The sequence below is a fragment of the Cedecea sp. B1(4) genome (assembly GCF_059414925.1).
Genome location: NZ_JCAHMZ010000008.1, coordinates 32,103 through 50,903 on the forward strand (window position 1 = coordinate 32,103; position 18,801 = coordinate 50,903).

Sequence of the window (18,801 nt, forward strand, 5' to 3'; positions counted from 1 at the left end):
GACGTGTTATGACCGAGGAGCCGCTGCGCCCCAACCCCGATAAGCTGCTGGAGAAAGTCAACCGCCAGCCGCGTGGGAAACTGAAAATCTTCTTCGGCGCCTGTGCAGGCGTCGGGAAAACCTACGCGATGCTTCAGGAGGCGCAGCGCCTGCGGGCGCAGGGCCTCGATGTGCTGGTGGGCGTGGTGGAAACCCACGGCCGCCAGGAAACTGCCGAACTGTTAAAGGGGCTGACGATTCAGCCCCCTCGTCGTATTCACCACCGGGGGCGTCTGGTCCAGGAGTTTGACCTGGACGCCGCCCTCGCCCGCAACCCTGCCCTGATTCTAATGGACGAACTGGCGCACAGTAACGCGCCAGGCTCGCGCCACCCCAAACGTTGGCAGGACGTGGAAGAGCTGCTGGAAGCCGGGATCGACGTCCTGACCTCCGTTAACGTTCAGCATCTGGAAAGCCTGAATGACGTGGTGGGCGGAGTCACCGGGATTCAGGTACGCGAAACCGTCCCCGACCCTATTTTCGACGCCGCCGACGAAGTCGTGCTGGTTGACCTACCGCCGGACGATCTGCGCCAGCGCCTGCACGAAGGCAAAGTTTATATCTCCGGCCAGGCCGAACGCGCCATCGAGCACTTCTTCCGTAAAGGGAACCTGATAGCGCTGCGAGAGCTGGCCTTGCGACGCACAGCCGACCGCGTTGACGATCAGATGCGCGCCTGGCGGGACAACCAGGGGCAGGAAAAAGTCTGGCACACGCGGGACGCCATTCTGCTGTGCATCGGCCATAGCAACGGCAATGAAAAACTGGTTCGCACCGCCGCTCGCCTTGCCGCCAAGCTCGGCAGCGTCTGGCACGCCGTCTACGTCGAAACGCCGCAGCTTCACCGCCTGCCGGAACATCAGCGCCGGACCATTTTAAGCGCTCTGCGGCTCGCCCAGGAGCTGGGAGCCGAAACCGCCACGCTTGCCGACCCTAATGAAGAAAAAGCGGTGTTGCGCTACGCCCGCGAACACAATCTCGGCAAAATCATTATTGGCCGTCATACCACTCGCCGCTGGTGGCACCGTACTTCTTTTGCCGACCGGTTAGCCAAACGCGCCCCGGACCTCGATCTGGTGATTGTTGCGCTGGATGAAAAACCGCTCCCCTCCCCGACCAGAGCACCGGACACCAGAACGCTAAACGAGAAATGGCGCATTCAACTGCGCGGCTGCGCCGTGGCGGTGGTGCTCTGTGCGTTTATTACCTTTATCGCCAATCAGTGGCTGGTGGCCTTTGATGCTGCCAACCTGGTGATGATCTACCTGCTTGGCGTGGTAATGGTCGCGCTGTTTTATGGCCGCTGGCCGTCCGTCCTCGCGACGGTCATCAACGTGATCAGCTTCGACCTGTTCTTTATTGCGCCGCGAGGCACGCTCGCCGTGTCGGACGTTCAGTATCTACTGACCTTCGGTGTGATGCTCACCGTAGGGCTGGTAATCGGTAATTTGACCGCCGGGGTACGTTATCAGGCGCGCATCGCCCGCTACCGGGAACAGCGCACTCGTCATCTGTATGAGATGTCTAAAGCGCTGGCCGATGACCGCACGCCGCAGGATGTCGCCGCCACCAGCGTGCAGTTTATTAATAACACCTTCCAGGCCCGCAGCCTGCTGCTGCTGCCGGACGATCATGGCAAACTCAGCAGCATCGCGGCCGAAGGAGAACCTGCCCAGTGGGACGAAGCCATTGCGCGCTGGAGCTTTGATAAAGGCCAGCCCGCCGGGGCCGGAACGGATACGCTCCCGGGCGTGCCGTATCGTATTCTGCCGCTCAGCACCACGGAAAGAACCCTGGGCCTGCTGGTCGTTGAGCCGGAAAATCTGCGCCAGCTGATGATCCCCGAGCAGCAGCGCCTGCTGGAAACCTTCACCCTGCTGGTCGCCACCGCGCTCGACAGGCTGCTACTCACCGCCAGCGAAGAACAGGCCCGGCTTTCCAGCGAACGGGAGCAAATCCGCAACTCGCTGCTAGCCGCGCTTTCGCACGACCTGCGCACGCCGCTGACCGTGCTATTCGGCCAGGCGGAAATCCTCACGCTGGATCTCGCCAGTGAAGGATCAAAACATGCTCCGCAGGCCAACGAAATCCGTCAGCATGTGCTGAACACCACCCGGCTGGTGAATAATCTGCTGGATATGGCCCGCATTCAGTCGGGCGGTTTTAACCTTCGCAAAGAGTGGCTGACGCTAGAGGAAGTCGTCGGCAGCGCGCTGAAGATGCTCGAACCGGGCCTCGGCGGCCGCCATATCGCCCTTAATTTGCCTGACCCACTGATGCTGATTGAAGTCGACGGACCGCTGTTCGAACGCGTGCTGATCAACCTGCTGGAGAATGCGGTGAAATATGCCGGTTACAAAGCCAACATCGGTATAAAAGCGACCTCGACAGTAGACAAGCTGGACCTGGAAGTTTGGGACAGCGGCCCGGGGGTTCCCGCTGGTAAAGAGCTGCTGATTTTTGATAAATTTGCCCGCGGTAACAAAGAGTCAGCGATTCCAGGCGTTGGACTTGGGCTGGCTATCTGCCGGGCGATTGTTGAAGTTCACGGCGGCACAATTTATGCGCTTAACCGTCCGGAAGGCGGTGCCAGCTTCCACGTTGTGCTACCTTTATCGCCTCCCCCCGAACTCCCTGAAATGATTGAGGTGCTGTGACAACGGTTCTGATAATTGAGGATGAAAAAGAGATCCGCCGCTTTCTGCGCACCGCGCTGGAAGATGAATCGTTACGCGTGTTTGATGCCGAAACCCTGCAACGCGGCCTGATTGAAGCCGCCACCCGCAAGCCGGATCTGGTGATTCTGGATCTCGGCCTGCCGGACGGTGACGGCATCGATTTTATTCGTGACTTCCGCCAGTGGAGCCAGACGCCGGTCATCGTCCTGTCGGCCCGGAGTGACGAGCAGGCGAAGATTGCCGCCCTGGATGCTGGCGCAGACGATTTTCTCAGCAAGCCGTTTGGCATCGGTGAACTGCAGGCCAGGCTTCGCGTCGCCCTGCGCCGCCACGCCAGCACCGTTCAGCCCGATCCGGTTTATCAGTTTTCCGAAATTCGGGTCGACCTCGCCTCGCGCCGTATTACCCGCGGCGAAGAGGAAATTCACCTGACCCCCATTGAGTTCCGCCTGCTGGCAACCCTGCTGAATAATCACGGCAAAGTCCTGACCCAGCGCCAGTTGCTTAATCAGGTTTGGGGCCCGAATGCCGTGGAGCATAGCCACTATCTGCGCATTTATATGGGCCACCTGCGCCAGAAGCTGGAGAACGACCCCGCCCGCCCTCGCCATCTGCTCACCGAAACCGGGATCGGCTACCGTTTTATGCTCTGAAGGAGTAACCTCTGGCTCGATCAAGAGGAGTCCGTTATGAGCGCATGGTTAGTCTACGCCCTGTTGTCTGCCGCTACGGCAGCGCTGGTCGCTATTTTTGGTAAGGTTGGTTTGCAGCATCTGGATGCCAATACCGCCACGGCCGTTCGCGCCGTGGTCATGGCGTTATTTTTAGTTGGGGTGGTCGTCGTTCAGGGAAAACTGAATCTTGTTAGTACGGTTTTTGCCGACAAAAAAGCCCTGCTGTTTATTCTGCTGAGCGGCGTGGCCGGGGCCCTGTCCTGGCTGTTCTACTTTATGGCGATCAAAAGCGGTGACGTGTCGAAGGTCGCCCCTATCGATAAGCTGAGCGTGGTGTTCGCGGTGATTCTGGCGGTTATTCTGTTTGGTGAGAAAGTGTCGCTGATTGCCGGGATAGGCGTGGCGCTCATCACCTGCGGCGCACTGATGGTGGCTTTGGGCTAAAAGCAACAGGCTCCCGAGGGAGCCTTTTTGCATATTATTTCGCGCTTTTCAGCACTTCGCTGACAATCTCTACCGCTTCTTTCTCAATCTGCTCGCGGTGCTCTGCGCCCAGGAAGCTTTCACAGTAAATTTTGTAGGCGTCTTCGGTGCCGGACGGACGAGCGGCAAACCAGCCGTTCTTGGTCATCACCTTCAGGCCGCCAATGGAAGCGCCGTTGCCCGGTGCCGCCGTCAGACGCGCGGTGATCGGGTCACCTGCCAGCGTGTCTGCACTCACCATTTCAGGTGACAGCTTGGACAGCGCGGCTTTCTGTGCAGAAGTGGCCGGTGCCTGAATACGGTTGTAGCTCGGTGCGCCAAAGCGCGCGGCTAACTCATCGTAATGCTGCTGGGGGTTTTTGCCCGTCACCGCGGTGATTTCTGCCGCCAGCAGACACATGATGATACCGTCTTTGTCGGTCGACCATGGGGTGCCGTTGAAGCGCAGGAACGATGCCCCGGCGCTCTCTTCGCCACCGAAGCCGAAGCTGCCGTCGAACAGGCCGTCAACGAACCACTTAAAGCCAACCGGGACTTCCACCAGCTTGCGGCCCAGATCTTCTACCACGCGGTCAATCATCGCGGAGGAAACCAGGGTTTTACCAACGGCCACATCTTTGCCCCACTGCGGACGGTGCTGGAACAGATAGTTAATAGCCACAGCCAGGTAATGGTTCGGGTTCATCAGGCCCGCCGGCGTGACGATACCGTGGCGGTCGTAGTCCGGGTCGTTGGCAAACGCCAGATCGAATTTGTCGCGCAGCGCCAGCAGACCCGCCATCGCACATTCGGAGGAGCAGTCCATACGGATTGCGCCGTCTTTATCCAGGTGCATAAAGCGGAAGGTCTGGTCGACCTGATCGTTCACGATGGTCAGATCGAGGTTGTAGTGCTTCGCGATACGGTGCCAGTATTCGATCCCGGAACCGCCGAGAGGATCAACCCCCAGCTTCAGGCCCGCTTTTTGAATCGCGGCCATGTCGACGATATCCACCAGCCCTTCGATGAACGGCTGAACCAGATCCTGCGCCTGAACGTGACCGCTTTCCCAGGCTTTATCCAGCGTAATGCGCTTCACGCCTTTCAGGCCGTCGGCCAGCAACGCGTTAGCGCGATCTTCAACGACTTTGGTGACGTTAGTATCAGCCGGGCCACCGTTTGGCGGGTTGTACTTGATGCCGCCGTCGTCCGGTGGGTTGTGGGATGGCGTGATAACAATCCCGTCCGCCTGAGGGCCGCTCTTTTGATTATGCACCAGGATGGCGTTAGAAATCGCAGGCGTCGGCGTATAGCCGTTATCTTGCTGCACAATGACGTCCACGCCGTTAGCGGCCAGCACTTCCAGCACGGAGATAAACGCAGGTTCGGACAGCGCGTGGGTATCTTTACCCACATAGCATGGACCGGTGATCCCATTCTTTGCGCGTTCTTCAGCGATCGCTTGCGCAATCGCCAAAATATGAGGTTCGTTAAAGCTATGCCGTGCTGCACTACCGCGGTGACCGGAGGTCCCGAATTTCACCGCGTGTTCGCTATTCCCCACCACTGGCTTAAGCACGTAATACTGCGCCGTAAGCTGGGCTACGTTAATCAAGTCGCTCTGTTGTGCAGGTTGGCCCGCACGATCGTGGTTAGCCATTGGCTCTTCCTTACTGACGCCAGGTTTTTAAATAGTGCCGCAAACCTTTTCAATCAGCTCCGCAGGGAACTGCATTGACTGCATGATGTGTTCGATCATGCTGCATTTACGACCAGTATTCGTATTGGTGATCACCCAGTATGGGGTGCCCGGAACATGTTTCGGCTTGGTTTGATTGCCGTTTGCCAGCAGCGTTTGCTCATCGCCAGCAAAATAGACGCGGGTGCGACCATGCAGCGATTCAGTGGCTTCGCCGAAGGTTTTTGCATCCAGCAGATACAGCGTGGACAGCACCATCATAAAGCGGTTTACGGCTTTATTCTGGGCAGCGTACTCGTCGGAAAGCAGCAGCTCACGAACGGCACGCACGCGATTACGAGCGGTGTTCGCAGGTTTTTCTTCAACAACGGGAGCCGCAGCGCGCTCAGGCGCAGCGGGCGTAGAAGTGGCGGCTGGTGTTTGCCCGGCGGTAAATTTAAGCATACGCCGTAAAATGTCTGACGCGCTCTCGCCGATGTGTTTAGTCTGGCTGGCAATATAGCGGTAAAGCTCGTCATCAACTTCGATTGTTTTCATCTTAATCCAGTGCGATATCTTTTCTGAATACAAGTCGTTGGGATTATAGGGTCAAATCCCAACAGCGAACAGGAGAGGCGACTCAAAGTCAGAGTAAACTGAATATTTGCCGCACGCCCGCGAGAATGCCAACATGATACCCTAACCAAACGAACCAAAATAAAGAACTTTGCCATGAAATTAAATGCTCGCCTGCAAACTGCGCAACAATTGAATAGCAATTCCCCTATCGTACTCATCCACGGCCTGTTTGGCAGCCTGGATAACCTGGGTGTCCTGGCACGGGATCTGGGTAAAGATCATGCGTTGCTGCAGATCGATCTGCGCAATCACGGGCTGTCACCGCGCAGCGATGATATGAGCTATGCCGCAATGGCTGGAGATGTTCTGGACACGCTGGACGAATACGGTATCGAGAAGGCCACATTTATTGGCCATTCCATGGGCGGCAAAGTGGTGATGGCGCTTACCGCAATCGCCCCTCAGCGTATTGATAAGCTTGTGATGATAGATATTGCGCCGGTTAACTATCAGGTGCGACGTCACGACGAGATTTTCGCGGCTATTCGCGCGGTCACCGAAGCGGGCATAAAAACTCGCCAACAGGCGGCGCAAATCATGCGCGACCACATAGCTGAGGAAGGCGTCATTCAGTTTCTGCTGAAATCCTTTGCTGACGGCGAGTGGAAGTTCAACGTGCCTGTGCTTTGGCAGCAATACGAAAATATCGTTGGCTGGCAGCCTGTCTCGGCGTGGCCACATCCGGCGCTATTTATCCGCGGTGGGAATTCTCCCTATGTTGATGAAAGCCACCGCGAGGCGCTGTTAAGTCAGTTCCCACAGGCCCGCGCTCACGTCATCGCTGGAGCGGGTCATTGGGTTCATGCGGAAAAACCGGATGCCGTTTTGCGGGCAATCCACCGATTTATCGACGCTAAGTAGAAAAACTGATTAAAAACAGACCGACCGGGCAGCTGAAGTCGCTAACGCGTTGGCGGGAATGGCGCGCTGATGTATGATGGCGCGCTTAATTGCACCGGCACCCTGCCCCTGCAGCCAGAATTTCCTGTCAGTATTCTAATCATGGCAAAAGAACAAACGGACCGTACTACATTAGATCTGTTCGCGGACGAGCGTCGCCCCGGGCGGCCGAAAACCAATCCGCTCTCGCGCGATGAGCAGTTGCGTATTAATAAACGCAATCAGCTGAAGCGCGATAAAGTGCGTGGTTTGAAGCGAGTTGAGCTAAAACTGAACAACGAGGCGGTCGATGCCCTCAACCAGCTGGCTGACGCCCGTAACATCAGCCGCAGCGAACTGATCGAAGAGATGCTGCTCGAGCAGCTTAAAAATCTCGGGTAACGCCTTCAGACACCCTGCAGGTTATCTGAAATCTCAAAAGGGTGAGCAAAACCATGTTGCAGACTGTGCACCCGGGCGTGATAGCTGTTTCCGCTGCTGGAGCTGTTCTGCTATGATTGCCCTATACGTGGGCATTGAACGGCCAGCATACTATTAAGTTTCAAGAGGTTATTTTACTCATGGCAATCGTAGGCATTTTTTTCGGCAGCGACACCGGTAACACCGAAAATATCGCGAAAATGATTCAAAAACAGCTCGGTAAAGACGTTGCTGAGGTGCATGACATTGCTAAAAGCAGCAAAGAAGATCTCGAAGGTTTCGACATTCTGTTGCTCGGCATCCCAACCTGGTACTACGGTGAAGCCCAGTGCGACTGGGATGACTTCTTCCCTACGCTTGAAGAAGTCGATTTCAACGGCAAACTGGTGGCGCTGTTCGGCTGCGGCGACCAGGAAGACTACGCGGAATATTTCTGTGATGCGCTGGGCACCATTCGCGACATTATCGAACCGCGCGGCGCGGCAATTGTGGGCCACTGGCCAACCGCGGGCTACCACTTTGAAGCCTCCAAAGGCCTGGCGGATGACGACAATTTTGTCGGTCTGGCTATCGACGAAGATCGCCAGCCGGAACTGACCGCTGAGCGCGTTGAGAAGTGGGTTAAACAGGTTTCTGAAGAACTGAATCTGGCCGATATCATTAACGCCTGATTTCCATGGCGCAAATGCGATATTTGCGCCATCTTGATAGCTTGTAGCAATGAAAATAATTGCTACAAGTTTGTAACTTTCTCGTACATCCCTGTACAATGTCTTCCTGATAGCTTGGCTGATAATTACTGTAAATGGCGACGCCGCCACGATTTTTCAGCCTTATTTTGCACCATACTTGCGGTTCCCATTTAGAAGTAGCAGTTCTATAATGAGACGCATTACTCTTTACGCTCACTGCAGTTTGAGCGAATCGTTAAGCAACAGGACACTTTCCGCATGACTGACAACAATACCGCATTAAAGAAGGCCGGCTTGAAAGTCACGCTTCCGCGATTAAAAATCCTCGAAGTGCTGCAAGAGCCGGTAAATCATCACGTCAGCGCGGAAGACTTATATAAACGTCTGATCGACATGGGCGAAGAAATCGGCCTGGCGACCGTCTATCGCGTGCTGAACCAGTTTGATGATGCAGGGATCGTGACCCGCCATAATTTTGAAGGCGGCAAGTCCGTTTTTGAGTTGACCCAGCAGCATCATCACGACCACCTGATCTGCCTCGACTGCGGTAAAGTGATCGAGTTCAGCGATGATTCTATTGAATCCCGCCAGCGTGAAATTGCCACGCGCCACGGCATCCGCCTGACTAACCACAGCCTCTATCTGTACGGGCACTGTGCTGAAGGTGACTGCCGCGAAGACGACACGGCCCACGATCCTAAATAAGTAATCCGCATTAACAAACGCTGCTTCGGTGGCGTTTAAAAGCAAAAACCGGCAGGTTTCCCTTGCCGGTTTTTTTATTAACTGAAAAAGGCTATCAGCTGTTATTGGCGCGAATCTCCTGCCAAATCTTATCGCAGCGTACCTTCGCGGCTTCATCATTGCCGCTCTTTCTTGCCTGGATACATTTCTGGTAATCCAGCACGTTCACCGTCTCTTTCTCAACAAACGCTTTATGCTGTTTTTCCTGACGCAGTACGTTCAGCACGCTCTGGCAGGCTTCAATTTTATCCGGATTGCCTTCCGCCGTATTGATACAGGCACTATAGGCCTGCTTCAGGCGTGAATCTTCCGGAGGTGCAGGAGGTTGAACGCAGGCAGACAGCGTGAATACAGCGGCGGTAATCAGCAGAATCTTTTTCATGTTCGGTTCCTTATAAAAAAACGGGCGCTTGCGCGCCCGGTTTCACATCAGAAGATGGTGAACGGAGCAATCACGATGAATTTCACGTCACGCTCATCCTGGAAGATGTTGCCGTAACCACCGCCCCAGCTTGGGATGTCGGAGTGGTTGTCGTACTGAGTGAAGTGCAGTTTGAACAGCGTGCCTTTCGCACGGCCTTCCTGCACGGTATACATGGCGTCGAGGCTGTAAGAAGACTCTTTGATCTTATTCGAAGCGAGATCCTGGCGGTTACCGGAAGCATCAAGCGCCCATGTAGATGGTTTTGCGTCCCATGCATAAACGTAAGAAGCACCCACTGCCCAACCCGGCAGGTTCCAGTTACTCAGGTCATACATTGCGCCGAAGAACACGGCTTTTTCACCGTTGGCGTTGAAGTCAGAGCGGTTATCCCACCACACATCCAGACGACCGTTGGAAGACGCGTAGGTTGGCGTCATACGCTGCAGGAAGTAACCCTGCTGGCCTTCTGCCTTCACCATGGTCCCTTCCAGACGCAGGTCAACCTGGCCAATTTTATAGCCTAAGGTCAGCGCCTGAAGCCATGCGGTGCCGTCATAAATATCGTTGATGGTGTTGTTCGCGGCTTTGTCACGGGTGCCATAGAACTGGTAGCTGGTGCTCAGCGGGCTGCCTGCAACGTCGAATTTGTAGCTGGCTTTAGCAAAGTACTGATCAACAAAACCTTGAGCCTGACCGAATGCAGCTTCCAGAATCAGGTCGTTTTTGAAGTCATATTTCGCGCCGATGGAGTGCAGGTAATCAACTTTGGTCTTTCTGTCATTCTGGTAGAACTTGTCGGTTTCCAGGTGCCATGGCGCCTTGTACTCGTTAGTCCACATGTAGGAGAAGCTCAGTGCGCCGGCATCACCGTAATCGAATGCGGCACCCGCTTCAGCCCCCTGGTAGGTACCAGGCATAAAGCTCCAGTGTGGCGCTAATAGGGTTTGGCCGGTTGGCTGAATGTAACCTGCACGAGCCCAAACCGGGCCGTACTTAAATTTAGCGGCGGCTTTATAGAGGCTGATACCGCCTTTATCGCCGGAGTAGTCTTCGCTGTAGCCTTTATTTTTAGAGGAGAATGCGATTTCGTTCGGGTGACCGCTGGCGCTGTCTTCGGCCATTTCAATGGCGGTAAAGGCGGCAATATCGAAACCAAACATGTCAGCCGCATAGCCGGACTGGAAGTCGAGGTTGGCGTTCCAGGTTGAGTGCGACAGGTTAGTTTTGTACTTACCGTCAGACACGTCTTTACGGTCACGTTCACGCTGCCAGTAATAGATGCCGCCGGTCAGCGTGGAGTCATCAACAAAGCCCGCGGCGCTAGCCTGCGGAGCTACTACAAAACCTGAAAGAGCGGTAACGCTTGCAATAGCAAGAGCAAGCGCACTACGTTTGCCACTAAACGTACGCATAGTTAAATTCCTCTTTGACGTAAAAATCATCGTCTGACGTGAAAAGCGCCAATGACGAAAAAAAGTAAAATTGCCTTACGGCTAAAAGCGGTTTTTGCCTAACACACCCGCATTACTGCTGCTCATAGACTATTTTTCGCGACGCGAATTATCAATGACTTTGTATCAGAGATTTCCTGGAGTATGACAGAGAGCACATAATCTATGTGCATTTGTAACAAAATTGCGCGGCAGATTATTAACCCTGATTACGATTGATTTTAAGAATAAAACTTCATTGAGAGCGCTTTCATTATAAGCATCAGGAGATTACGGGGAAGACATGACTTCCTGTGAAGAGATTTTCACAAAAACGTGAATGAGAATTAATTCGCATCGCGAATGTGTACACAAGGTTAATGACAGGTAAGCAAAAAGAAAAAACGCCGCATTTAGCGGCGTTTTCATCAGGCAATAAACGGCAATTATTCGCCGATTTTAGCCCAGGTATCACGCAGGCCAACGGTGCGGTTAAACACCAGTTTTTCCGCCGTCGCATAGCGGCTGTCCAGGCAGAAGTAACCTTCACGCTCGAACTGATATGCCTTACTTTTTTCCGCGTTCTGCAGACTAGGCTCAGCGAAGCCCTGGCGAATGACCAGGGAATCCGCATTAATGGTAGACAGAAAGTCTTCCGCAGCCCCTGGATTCGCGACGCTAAACAAGCGGTCGTACAGACGAATTTCAACCGGCAGCGCGTGTGCTGCGCTCACCCAATGAATAACACCCTTCACCTTGCGACCGTCCGCCGGGTCCTTGCTCAGGGTTTCCGGATCGTAGGTGCAGTAAAGTTCGGTGATATTACCTTCTGCGTCTTTTTCTACGCGTTCGGCTTTGATCACATAGGCATTACGCAGGCGAACTTCTTTACCCAGCACCAGGCGCTTGTACTGCTTGTTTGCTTCTTCGCGGAAGTCAGCGCGATCGATATAGATCTCGCGGCTGAACGGCACTTCACGGCTACCCATTTCAGGTTTGTTAGGATGATTCGGCATGGTAACCGTCTCTTCTTCACCTTCAGGGTAGTTAGTGATAATAACTTTTACCGGATCCAGCACGGCCATTGCACGCGGCGCATTCTCGTTAAGATCGTCACGGATGCAGGATTCCAGGGAAGCCATTTCAACGGTGTTGTCCTGCTTGGTTACGCCAATGCGCTTACAGAACTCGCGAATGGATGCTGCGGTATAGCCGCGGCGACGCAGGCCGGAGATAGTCGGCATACGCGGGTCGTCCCAGCCTTCTACAATCTTCTCGGTCACCAGCAGATTCAGCTTACGCTTGGACATGATGGCGTATTCGAGATTCAGGCGAGAAAATTCGTACTGACGCGGGTGAGCAGGGATGGTGATGTTATCCAGCACCCAATCATACAGACGGCGGTTGTCCTGGAACTCCAGGGTACACAGCGAGTGCGTAATGCCTTCCAGCGCGTCGGAAATACAGTGGGTGAAGTCGTACATCGGGTAGATGCACCACTTGTTGCCGGTCTGGTGGTGATCGGCAAATTTAATGCGGTACAGCACTGGGTCGCGCATAACGATGAACGGCGAGGCCATATCAATTTTGGCACGCAGGCAGGCGGTACCTTCGGCAAACTCACCGTTGCGCATTTTCTCGAACAGCGCGAGGTTTTCCTCAATGCTACGATCGCGGAACGGGCTGTTTTTACCGGGCGCAGTCAGAGAGCCACGGTATTCACGAATTTGTTCCGGACTCAGCTCATCAACATACGCCAGTCCTTTATTTATCAGCTCAACGGCATAATTAAAAAGCTGGTCAAAATAGTCAGACGAATAACGCACGTCGCCAGACCAGTGGAAGCCCAGCCATTCAACGTCGTGCTTGATGGACTCTACGTATTCGATGTCTTCTTTTACCGGGTTTGTGTCATCGAAGCGCAGGTTGCATTGCCCCTGGTAATCCTGGGCGATGCCAAAGTTCAGGCAAATAGACTTGGCGTGACCAATATGCAGATAGCCATTTGGCTCAGGCGGAAAACGGGTGCAAATACTGGTGTGCTTACCGTTCGCCAGGTCTTCATCAATAATCTGACGAATAAAGTTAGTTGGGCGGGCTTCAGCCTCACTCATCGCGGGTTCCTCAAAGCGTGTACCTTAGTTAACGGCGTATGATCTAATAAGCGGCCTCGGGAAACAACCTTTAGTTGCATAAATTAGGGTTATCCATGTCGGCTAACGGCAAGCAATAAAAAAGCGGCTGACGATTTACGTCAGCCGCTTAAGGCACAAATGCTTACTCAGGAGCGATTATTTGCCTTTAATCTCATACAGTGGCGTTTGGCCAGCAACCACCTGACCTTTAGCCTGGATAACCAGACCGCTGAAGTCGTCGATGTTGCTGCAAACTACCGGGCTAATCATGGAGCGAGCGTTGGCGTTCAGGAAATCGAGATCCATTTCCAGAATCGGCTGGCCGGCAACCACTTCGGCCCCTTCTTCCACCAGACGCGTGAAGCCTTTGCCACCCAGAGCAACGGTATCGATGCCCATGTGAACCACAATCTCTGCACCTTTTTCTGTTTCAAGGCAGAATGCGTGGTTGGTGTTGAAGATTTTCACGATGGTCCCGGCGGCAGGAGAAACCACGGTTTTGTCCGTTGGCTTAACGGCTACGCCATCACCGACTGCTTTGCTGGCGAAAGCTTCGTCAGGCACCTGATCCAGAGCAACCACATCGCCAGTGACTGGAGAAACCAGAGCGGCAATAGTTGTGCTGGTCGCGTTTGGAACAGCCTGTGGTTTAGCCGCAGTAGCAGGTACCACACCAGCAACAGGCGCCGCGGCTTCTACAGTGCCCGCGGTTTTCATTGCGTTAGCAATTTTTTCTGCAGCAAAGCCGACGATGATTTGCACGCTAGTTTTGTTCAGGCGAATAACGCCAGTCGCACCCAGACGCTTAGCCAGCGCTTCGTTAACAACGGAAGAGTCTTTTACGCTCAAACGCAGACGAGTGATACAGGCATCAATACCGGTCAGGTTTGCAGAGCCACCTACCGCAGAGATGTACTGACGAGCCAGACCAGAAACGTCCTGGTTTGCGTCACCGCTCACATTCACGTCCTGACCATCAGCTTCGTCACCGGCTACAGCCAGTTCACGGCCTGGCGTCAGCAGGTTGAATTTGGTGATAGTGAAACGGAACACCACGTAGTAGAGAACGAAGAACACCAGACCCTGAGGGATCAGCATCCACCAGTGGGTTGCCAGCGGGTTACGGGAAGAAAGCACCATATCCACCAGGCCCGCGGAGAAGCCAAAGCCCGCAATCCAGTGCATGCTTGCTGCGATAAATACGGAGATACCGGTCAGCACTGCGTGAATCACGTACAGTACCGGCGCAACGAACATGAAGGAGAACTCCAGCGGTTCGGTGATACCGGTGAAGAACGCAGCGAAAGCAGCGGCCATCATGATACCGGCAACTTTTGCTTTGTTTTCAGGACGTGCACAGTGGTAGATGGCCAGCGCTGCACCCGGCAGACCGAACATCATGATTGGGAAGAAGCCCGCCTGGTAGCGACCGGTGATACCGACAACCGCTTTACCTGCTTCGATGGACTGAGCGCCCCCCAGGAAGTTAGGGATGTCGTTAATCCCTGCCACGTCAAACCAGAACACGGAGTTCAGAGCGTGGTGCAGACCAACCGGGATCAGCAGGCGGTTGAAGAAGGCGTAGATACCTGCGCCCGCAGAACCCAGCTTCTGAATGTGCTCACCGAAGTTCACCAGACCGTCGAAGATCATCGGCCAGACGTACATCATAATGAAGGCCACGGCAATCATCACGAAGGAGGTCAGGATTGGCACCAGACGACGACCGCTGAAGAAGGAGAGCGCTTTCGGCAGCTCAACGCCGCTGAAGCGGTTATAGAGTTCTGCAGAAATGATACCCACCAGAATACCGACGAACTGGTTACTGATTTTACCAAACGCCGCCGGAACCTGATCCGCCGGAATTTTCTGGATCATAGCAACCGCTGCCGGTGAGCAGAGGGTGGTCAGAACCAGGAAGCCGACAAAGCCGGTCAGTGCTGCTGCACCGTCTTTGTCTTTGGACATGCCATAAGCGACGCCGATGGCGAACAACACGGACATGTTATCGATAATGGCAGAACCGGATTTAATGAAGAGCGCGGCTAACGCGTTGTCTCCACCCCAACTGACTGGGTCAATCCAGTAACCAACCCCCATTAATATTGCTGCTGCTGGCAGTGTAGCCACTGGCACCATAAGTGCCCGGCCCACGCGCTGTAGATAACCTAGAATACTCACTTTATTCCCCCTATGAGACCCCGTTAAGGCTCGCTCAAGCAGTGTTTTTATTGTCTTACTTACATTGGATACACGGCGACGATTCACATCACACGGTGAAGTGTGAAAAAAATTAATTCGTACCGCAAATTAAACGCACCTTTTTTGTGATATTTATCACCAAATATCGCTTCAACCCTCCCCCTTCACTGGCTATCTCCGAAAACTTATTTTATGATTCAAAAAATCAAGGCGGATTGATCCCTGTCGGTTCAGCATAAAAGTGGTTTACCCTTATGCTTATCGAGATCGATTCAGCTAACCCTATTTTTACTCTTAAACTACGAGGTGAATGATGAGACTGATTCCCCTGGCTACCCCGGCACAAGTCGGCAAATGGGCAGCTCGCCATATTGTAAATCGCATCAATGCATTCAAACCGACAGCGGACCGTCCTTTTGTTCTGGGTCTGCCAACCGGCGGCACGCCGCTAGAAGCTTACAAAGCATTGGTTGAGATGCATAAAGCAGGCCAGGTTAGCTTTAAGAACGTCGTTACGTTCAATATGGATGAATACGTCGGTCTGCCGAAAGAACACCCGGAAAGTTATTATACTTTCATGCACCGCAACTTCTTTGATCACGTTGATATCCCTGCAGAAAACATCAACCTGCTGAACGGCAATGCGGAAGACGTTGATGCAGAGTGCCGCCGCTACGAAGAGAAAATTCGCTCCTACGGCAAAATTCACCTGTTCATGGGCGGCGTGGGTAACGACGGTCATATCGCGTTCAACGAACCAGCGTCTTCTCTGGCTTCCCGCACCCGTATTAAAACCCTGACCCATGACACACGCGTGGCAAACTCTCGTTTCTTCGGCGGTGACGTGACTCAGGTACCTAAATACGCGCTGACCGTTGGCGTGGGCACCCTGCTGGATGCAGAAGAAGTGATGATCCTGGTGCTGGGCGGCGTCAAAGCGCTGGCGCTGCAGGCGGCCGTGGAAGGGAACGTTAACCATATGTGGACTATCACCTGTCTGCAGCTGCATCCGAAGGCTGTGATCGTGTGTGACGAGCCGTCCACCATGGAGCTGAAGGTGAAAACGTTGAAATATTTCAACGAACTGGAAGCAGAAAATATTAAAGGCCTTTAAGGCCTTGCCGGCCACTGATGCGCCTCAAACGGCAACCGCTGAGGGCGTCAGTCGTTCTGGAAAATCAATGCATTGGTTTTCTAAAGTCAGTCATAAAGAGGAAGGTGTTTCGGCTTTTCCTCTTTATTAGCGATCTTACAGTCTTAAAGCACGACGTTATTACCGGGGGTAGGATATGTATGCATTAATCCACGGTCGGATTTATACCGGCCACGAAATTTTGGATGACCACGCGGTAGTTATTGCCGATGGCCTGATTGAGCGCGTTTGCCCTGTTGATGCACTGCCAGCAGGTATCGAAACGCGCGATGTGGGCGGTGCCGTCATTGCCCCCGGTTTTATTGATGTACAGCTGAACGGCTGCGGCGGCGTGCAGTTTAACGACACAGCAGAAGCCGTTTCCGTTGAAACGCTGGAAATCATGCAGAAAGCAAACGAACGCTCAGGCTGCACCAGCTACCTGCCAACGCTTATCACCACCAGCGACGAGCTGATGATGCATGGCGTGAAAGTCATGCGCGACTATCTGGCGAAATACAGCCATCAGGCGCTGGGCTTGCACCTTGAAGGGCCGTGGCTCAACATCGTGAAAAAAGGGACGCACAACCCAGGCTTCGTCCGCAAGCCGGATACGAAGCTGGTTGATTTCCTCTGCCAGAATGCCGATGTGATCACCAAAATCACCCTCGCACCTGAAATGGTTGAGCCAGAAGTCATTCAGAAACTGGTGGCAGCAGGCATCATCGTTTCTGCCGGTCATTCCAATGCAACGATTAAAGAAGCCAAAATTGGCTTCCGCGCTGGGATCACCTTCGCAACCCACCTTTTCAACGCGATGCCGTATATTACCGGCCGTGAACCTGGCCTTGCGGGCGCAATTTTTGATGAAGCCGACGTTTACTGTGGCATCATTGCTGATGGTTTACATGTGGATTATGCGAACATCCGCACCGCAAAACGTGTGAAGGGCGATAAACTGTGCCTGGTTACCGACGCAACCGCACCGGCAGGTGCCAACATCGATCAGTTCATTTTTGCTGGCAAAACAATATACTACCGTGACGGTCTGTGCGTAGATGAGAACGGTACGCTGAGCGGATCTGCACTGACCATGATTCAAGGCGTTCGCAATTTGGTGGAACACGCGGCCATCGCACTGGATGAAGTTCTGCGAATGGCAACCCTCTACCCTGCTCGTGCCATGGGCGTGGATAAACACCTGGGCACAATCGAAGCCGGTAAAGTGGCCAACCTCACCGTGTTTAACCGCGACTATAAAATTATCAAGACCATCGTTAATGGTAACGAGGTCGTAACTGAGTAAATAGCATGACGACTGGCGGACAAGCCCAAATTGGTAACGTTGACCTGGTAAAACAGCTGAATAGCGCGGCGGTCTACCGCCTGATTGATCAGCACGGTCCTATCTCGCGCATCCAGATTGCCGAACAAAGCCAGCTTGCGCCCGCCAGCGTCACAAAAATTACTCGCCAGCTTATTGAGCGAGGCCTAATAAAAGAAGTCGATCAGCAGGCTTCCACCGGTGGCCGCCGCGCTATCTCTATTACCACCGAAACACGTAATTTTCACGCTATTGGCGTGCGTCTTGGTCGCCACGACGCCACTATCACCCTGTTCGACCTGAGCGCGAAATCCATCGCCGAAGAGCACTATCCGCTGCCGGAACGCACGCAGGAAACGCTCGAGCATGCGCTGCTTAACGCCATTAGCCACTTCATCGAAACCTGGCAGCGTAAAACCCGCGAACTTATCGCTATTTCCGTCATCCTGCCAGGGCTGGTTGACCCCGAAAGCGGCGTGATCCGCTATATGCCGCACATCGCCGTCAACAACTGGGCGCTGGTCGATAGCCTGGAAAAACGTTTCAAGGTGACCTGTTTTGTCGGCCATGATATTCGCAGCCTGGCGCTGGCCGAGCACTACTTCGGTGCAACCCACGACTGCGAAGACTCTATTTTGGTGCGAGTCCACCGCGGCACCGGGGCGGGAATTCTGTCAAACGGGCGGATTTTTATCGGCCGTAATGGGAACGTGGGTGAGATTGGCCACATTCAGGTCGATCCGCTGGGCGAGCGCTGCCACTGCGGTAATTTTGGCTGCCTGGAAACCATTGCCGCGAACGCCGCCATTGAAAAACGCGTCCGCCATTTGCTGGAGCAAGGCTACAACAGCCGCCTGACGCTGGATGATTGTAGTATTCAGGCCATCTGCAAAGCGGCCAATAAAGGCGATGCGCTGGCCTGTGAAGTGCTGGAACATGTTGGCCGCCATCTGGGGAAAGCCATCTCCATCGCCATTAACCTGTTTAACCCGCAAAAAGTCGTCCTTGCCGGCGAGATAATCGAAGCCGAAAAAGTGCTGCTGCCTGCCATTGAAGGCTGCATCAACACCCAGGTATTGAATGCCTTCCGTAAAAACTTGCCTATCGTCTGCTCAAAGCTGGACGACCGCTCGGCAATTGGCGCCTTTGCGCTGGTTAAGCGCTCAATGCTAAACGGCGTCTTGCTTCAGCATTTGCTGGAAAGTTAATGCTGCCCAGGCAGCATTTT

General features: G+C 53.9%; 16 protein-coding genes. 10 read left to right on the forward strand and 6 right to left on the reverse strand.

Annotated features, from left to right (window positions below; genetic code table 11):
• Nucleotides 1-8: 8 nt before the first annotated feature.
• From kdpD to ACR6JA_RS17250, 3 genes are read left to right on the forward strand one after another with little or no spacing between them, the layout of a single operon-like run.
• Nucleotides 9-2,696, forward strand: coding sequence for a two-component system sensor histidine kinase KdpD (gene kdpD, locus ACR6JA_RS17240; protein ID WP_494494090.1), 2,688 nt, complete (start codon nucleotides 9-11; stop codon nucleotides 2,694-2,696).
• Nucleotides 2,693-3,370, forward strand: a complete 678-nt coding sequence (kdpE, locus tag ACR6JA_RS17245) for a two-component system response regulator KdpE (RefSeq protein ID WP_494494089.1) — start codon at nucleotides 2,693-2,695, stop codon at nucleotides 3,368-3,370. The genes kdpD and kdpE overlap by 4 nt, the downstream gene beginning before the upstream one ends.
• 36 nt (nucleotides 3,371-3,406) lie before the next feature.
• Nucleotides 3,407-3,835 (forward strand): EamA family transporter, encoded by a 429-nt coding sequence (locus ACR6JA_RS17250; RefSeq protein ID WP_008456117.1) that lies wholly within the window; start codon nucleotides 3,407-3,409, stop codon nucleotides 3,833-3,835.
• A gap of 34 nt (nucleotides 3,836-3,869) precedes the next feature.
• On the opposite strand, the gene pgm is transcribed toward ACR6JA_RS17250, so the two are convergent.
• The gene (pgm, locus tag ACR6JA_RS17255) at nucleotides 3,870-5,513 is read right to left on the reverse strand and encodes a phosphoglucomutase (alpha-D-glucose-1,6-bisphosphate-dependent) (protein WP_213713371.1); all 1,644 of its coding nucleotides are present in this window, start codon (nucleotides 5,511-5,513) and stop codon (nucleotides 3,870-3,872) included.
• Between the two features lie 27 nt (nucleotides 5,514-5,540).
• Nucleotides 5,541-6,089 (reverse strand): replication initiation negative regulator SeqA, encoded by a 549-nt coding sequence (gene seqA, locus ACR6JA_RS17260; RefSeq protein ID WP_166875816.1) that lies wholly within the window; start codon nucleotides 6,087-6,089, stop codon nucleotides 5,541-5,543.
• A gap of 174 nt (nucleotides 6,090-6,263) precedes the next feature.
• On the opposite strand from seqA, the gene ybfF reads away from it, so the two are divergent.
• From ybfF to fur, 4 genes are all read left to right on the forward strand, one after another.
• Nucleotides 6,264-7,031 carry an esterase gene (ybfF, locus tag ACR6JA_RS17265; RefSeq protein WP_213713368.1) on the forward strand — a complete coding sequence of 256 codons (768 nt, stop codon included), beginning with the start codon at nucleotides 6,264-6,266 and terminating at the stop codon, nucleotides 7,029-7,031.
• Nucleotides 7,032-7,172: 141 nt separating this feature from the next.
• Nucleotides 7,173-7,451, forward strand: coding sequence for a LexA regulated protein (gene ybfE / locus ACR6JA_RS17270; RefSeq protein ID WP_008456110.1), 279 nt, complete (start codon nucleotides 7,173-7,175; stop codon nucleotides 7,449-7,451).
• A 179-nt stretch (nucleotides 7,452-7,630) separates the two neighbouring features.
• Nucleotides 7,631-8,161, forward strand: coding sequence for a flavodoxin FldA (gene fldA, locus ACR6JA_RS17275; protein WP_039291198.1), 531 nt, complete (start codon nucleotides 7,631-7,633; stop codon nucleotides 8,159-8,161).
• 279 nt (nucleotides 8,162-8,440) lie between these two features.
• The gene (gene fur / locus ACR6JA_RS17280; protein WP_008456106.1) at nucleotides 8,441-8,887 is read left to right on the forward strand and encodes a ferric iron uptake transcriptional regulator; all 447 of its coding nucleotides are present in this window, start codon (nucleotides 8,441-8,443) and stop codon (nucleotides 8,885-8,887) included.
• Nucleotides 8,888-8,981: 94 nt separating this feature from the next.
• On the opposite strand, the gene ACR6JA_RS17285 is transcribed toward fur, so the two are convergent.
• From ACR6JA_RS17285 to nagE, 4 genes are all read right to left on the reverse strand, one after another.
• On the reverse strand, nucleotides 8,982-9,308 hold the full coding sequence (locus ACR6JA_RS17285; protein ID WP_008456104.1) for a ChiQ/YbfN family lipoprotein: 327 nt from the start codon (nucleotides 9,306-9,308) through the stop codon (nucleotides 8,982-8,984).
• 47 nt (nucleotides 9,309-9,355) lie between these two features.
• The gene (gene chiP / locus ACR6JA_RS17290) at nucleotides 9,356-10,762 is read right to left on the reverse strand and encodes a chitoporin ChiP (RefSeq protein ID WP_213713365.1); all 1,407 of its coding nucleotides are present in this window, start codon (nucleotides 10,760-10,762) and stop codon (nucleotides 9,356-9,358) included.
• 464 nt (nucleotides 10,763-11,226) lie between these two features.
• Nucleotides 11,227-12,894, reverse strand: a complete 1,668-nt coding sequence (gene glnS / locus ACR6JA_RS17295) for a glutamine--tRNA ligase (protein WP_494494088.1) — start codon at nucleotides 12,892-12,894, stop codon at nucleotides 11,227-11,229.
• Between the two features lie 177 nt (nucleotides 12,895-13,071).
• Entirely contained in the window at nucleotides 13,072-15,096 is a 2,025-nt protein-coding gene (gene nagE / locus ACR6JA_RS17300; RefSeq protein ID WP_494494087.1) for an N-acetylglucosamine-specific PTS transporter subunit IIBC, read from the reverse strand.
• Between the two features lie 334 nt (nucleotides 15,097-15,430).
• Here nagE and nagB point away from each other — a divergent pair, with 334 nt between their 5' ends.
• The 3 genes from nagB to nagC all read left to right on the forward strand — a co-directional run bounded on the left by nagB (nucleotide 15,431) and on the right by nagC (nucleotide 18,781).
• Nucleotides 15,431-16,231, forward strand: coding sequence for a glucosamine-6-phosphate deaminase (gene nagB, locus ACR6JA_RS17305; RefSeq protein WP_008456097.1), 801 nt, complete (start codon nucleotides 15,431-15,433; stop codon nucleotides 16,229-16,231).
• A 175-nt stretch (nucleotides 16,232-16,406) separates the two neighbouring features.
• On the forward strand, nucleotides 16,407-17,555 hold the full coding sequence (gene nagA / locus ACR6JA_RS17310) for an N-acetylglucosamine-6-phosphate deacetylase (protein WP_494494086.1): 1,149 nt from the start codon (nucleotides 16,407-16,409) through the stop codon (nucleotides 17,553-17,555).
• Nucleotides 17,556-17,560: 5 nt separating this feature from the next.
• Nucleotides 17,561-18,781: a DNA-binding transcriptional regulator NagC gene (nagC, locus tag ACR6JA_RS17315; protein ID WP_008456092.1), complete on the forward strand. Its 1,221-nt coding sequence runs from the start codon at nucleotides 17,561-17,563 to the stop codon at nucleotides 18,779-18,781.
• Nucleotides 18,782-18,801: the final 20 nt, after the last annotated feature.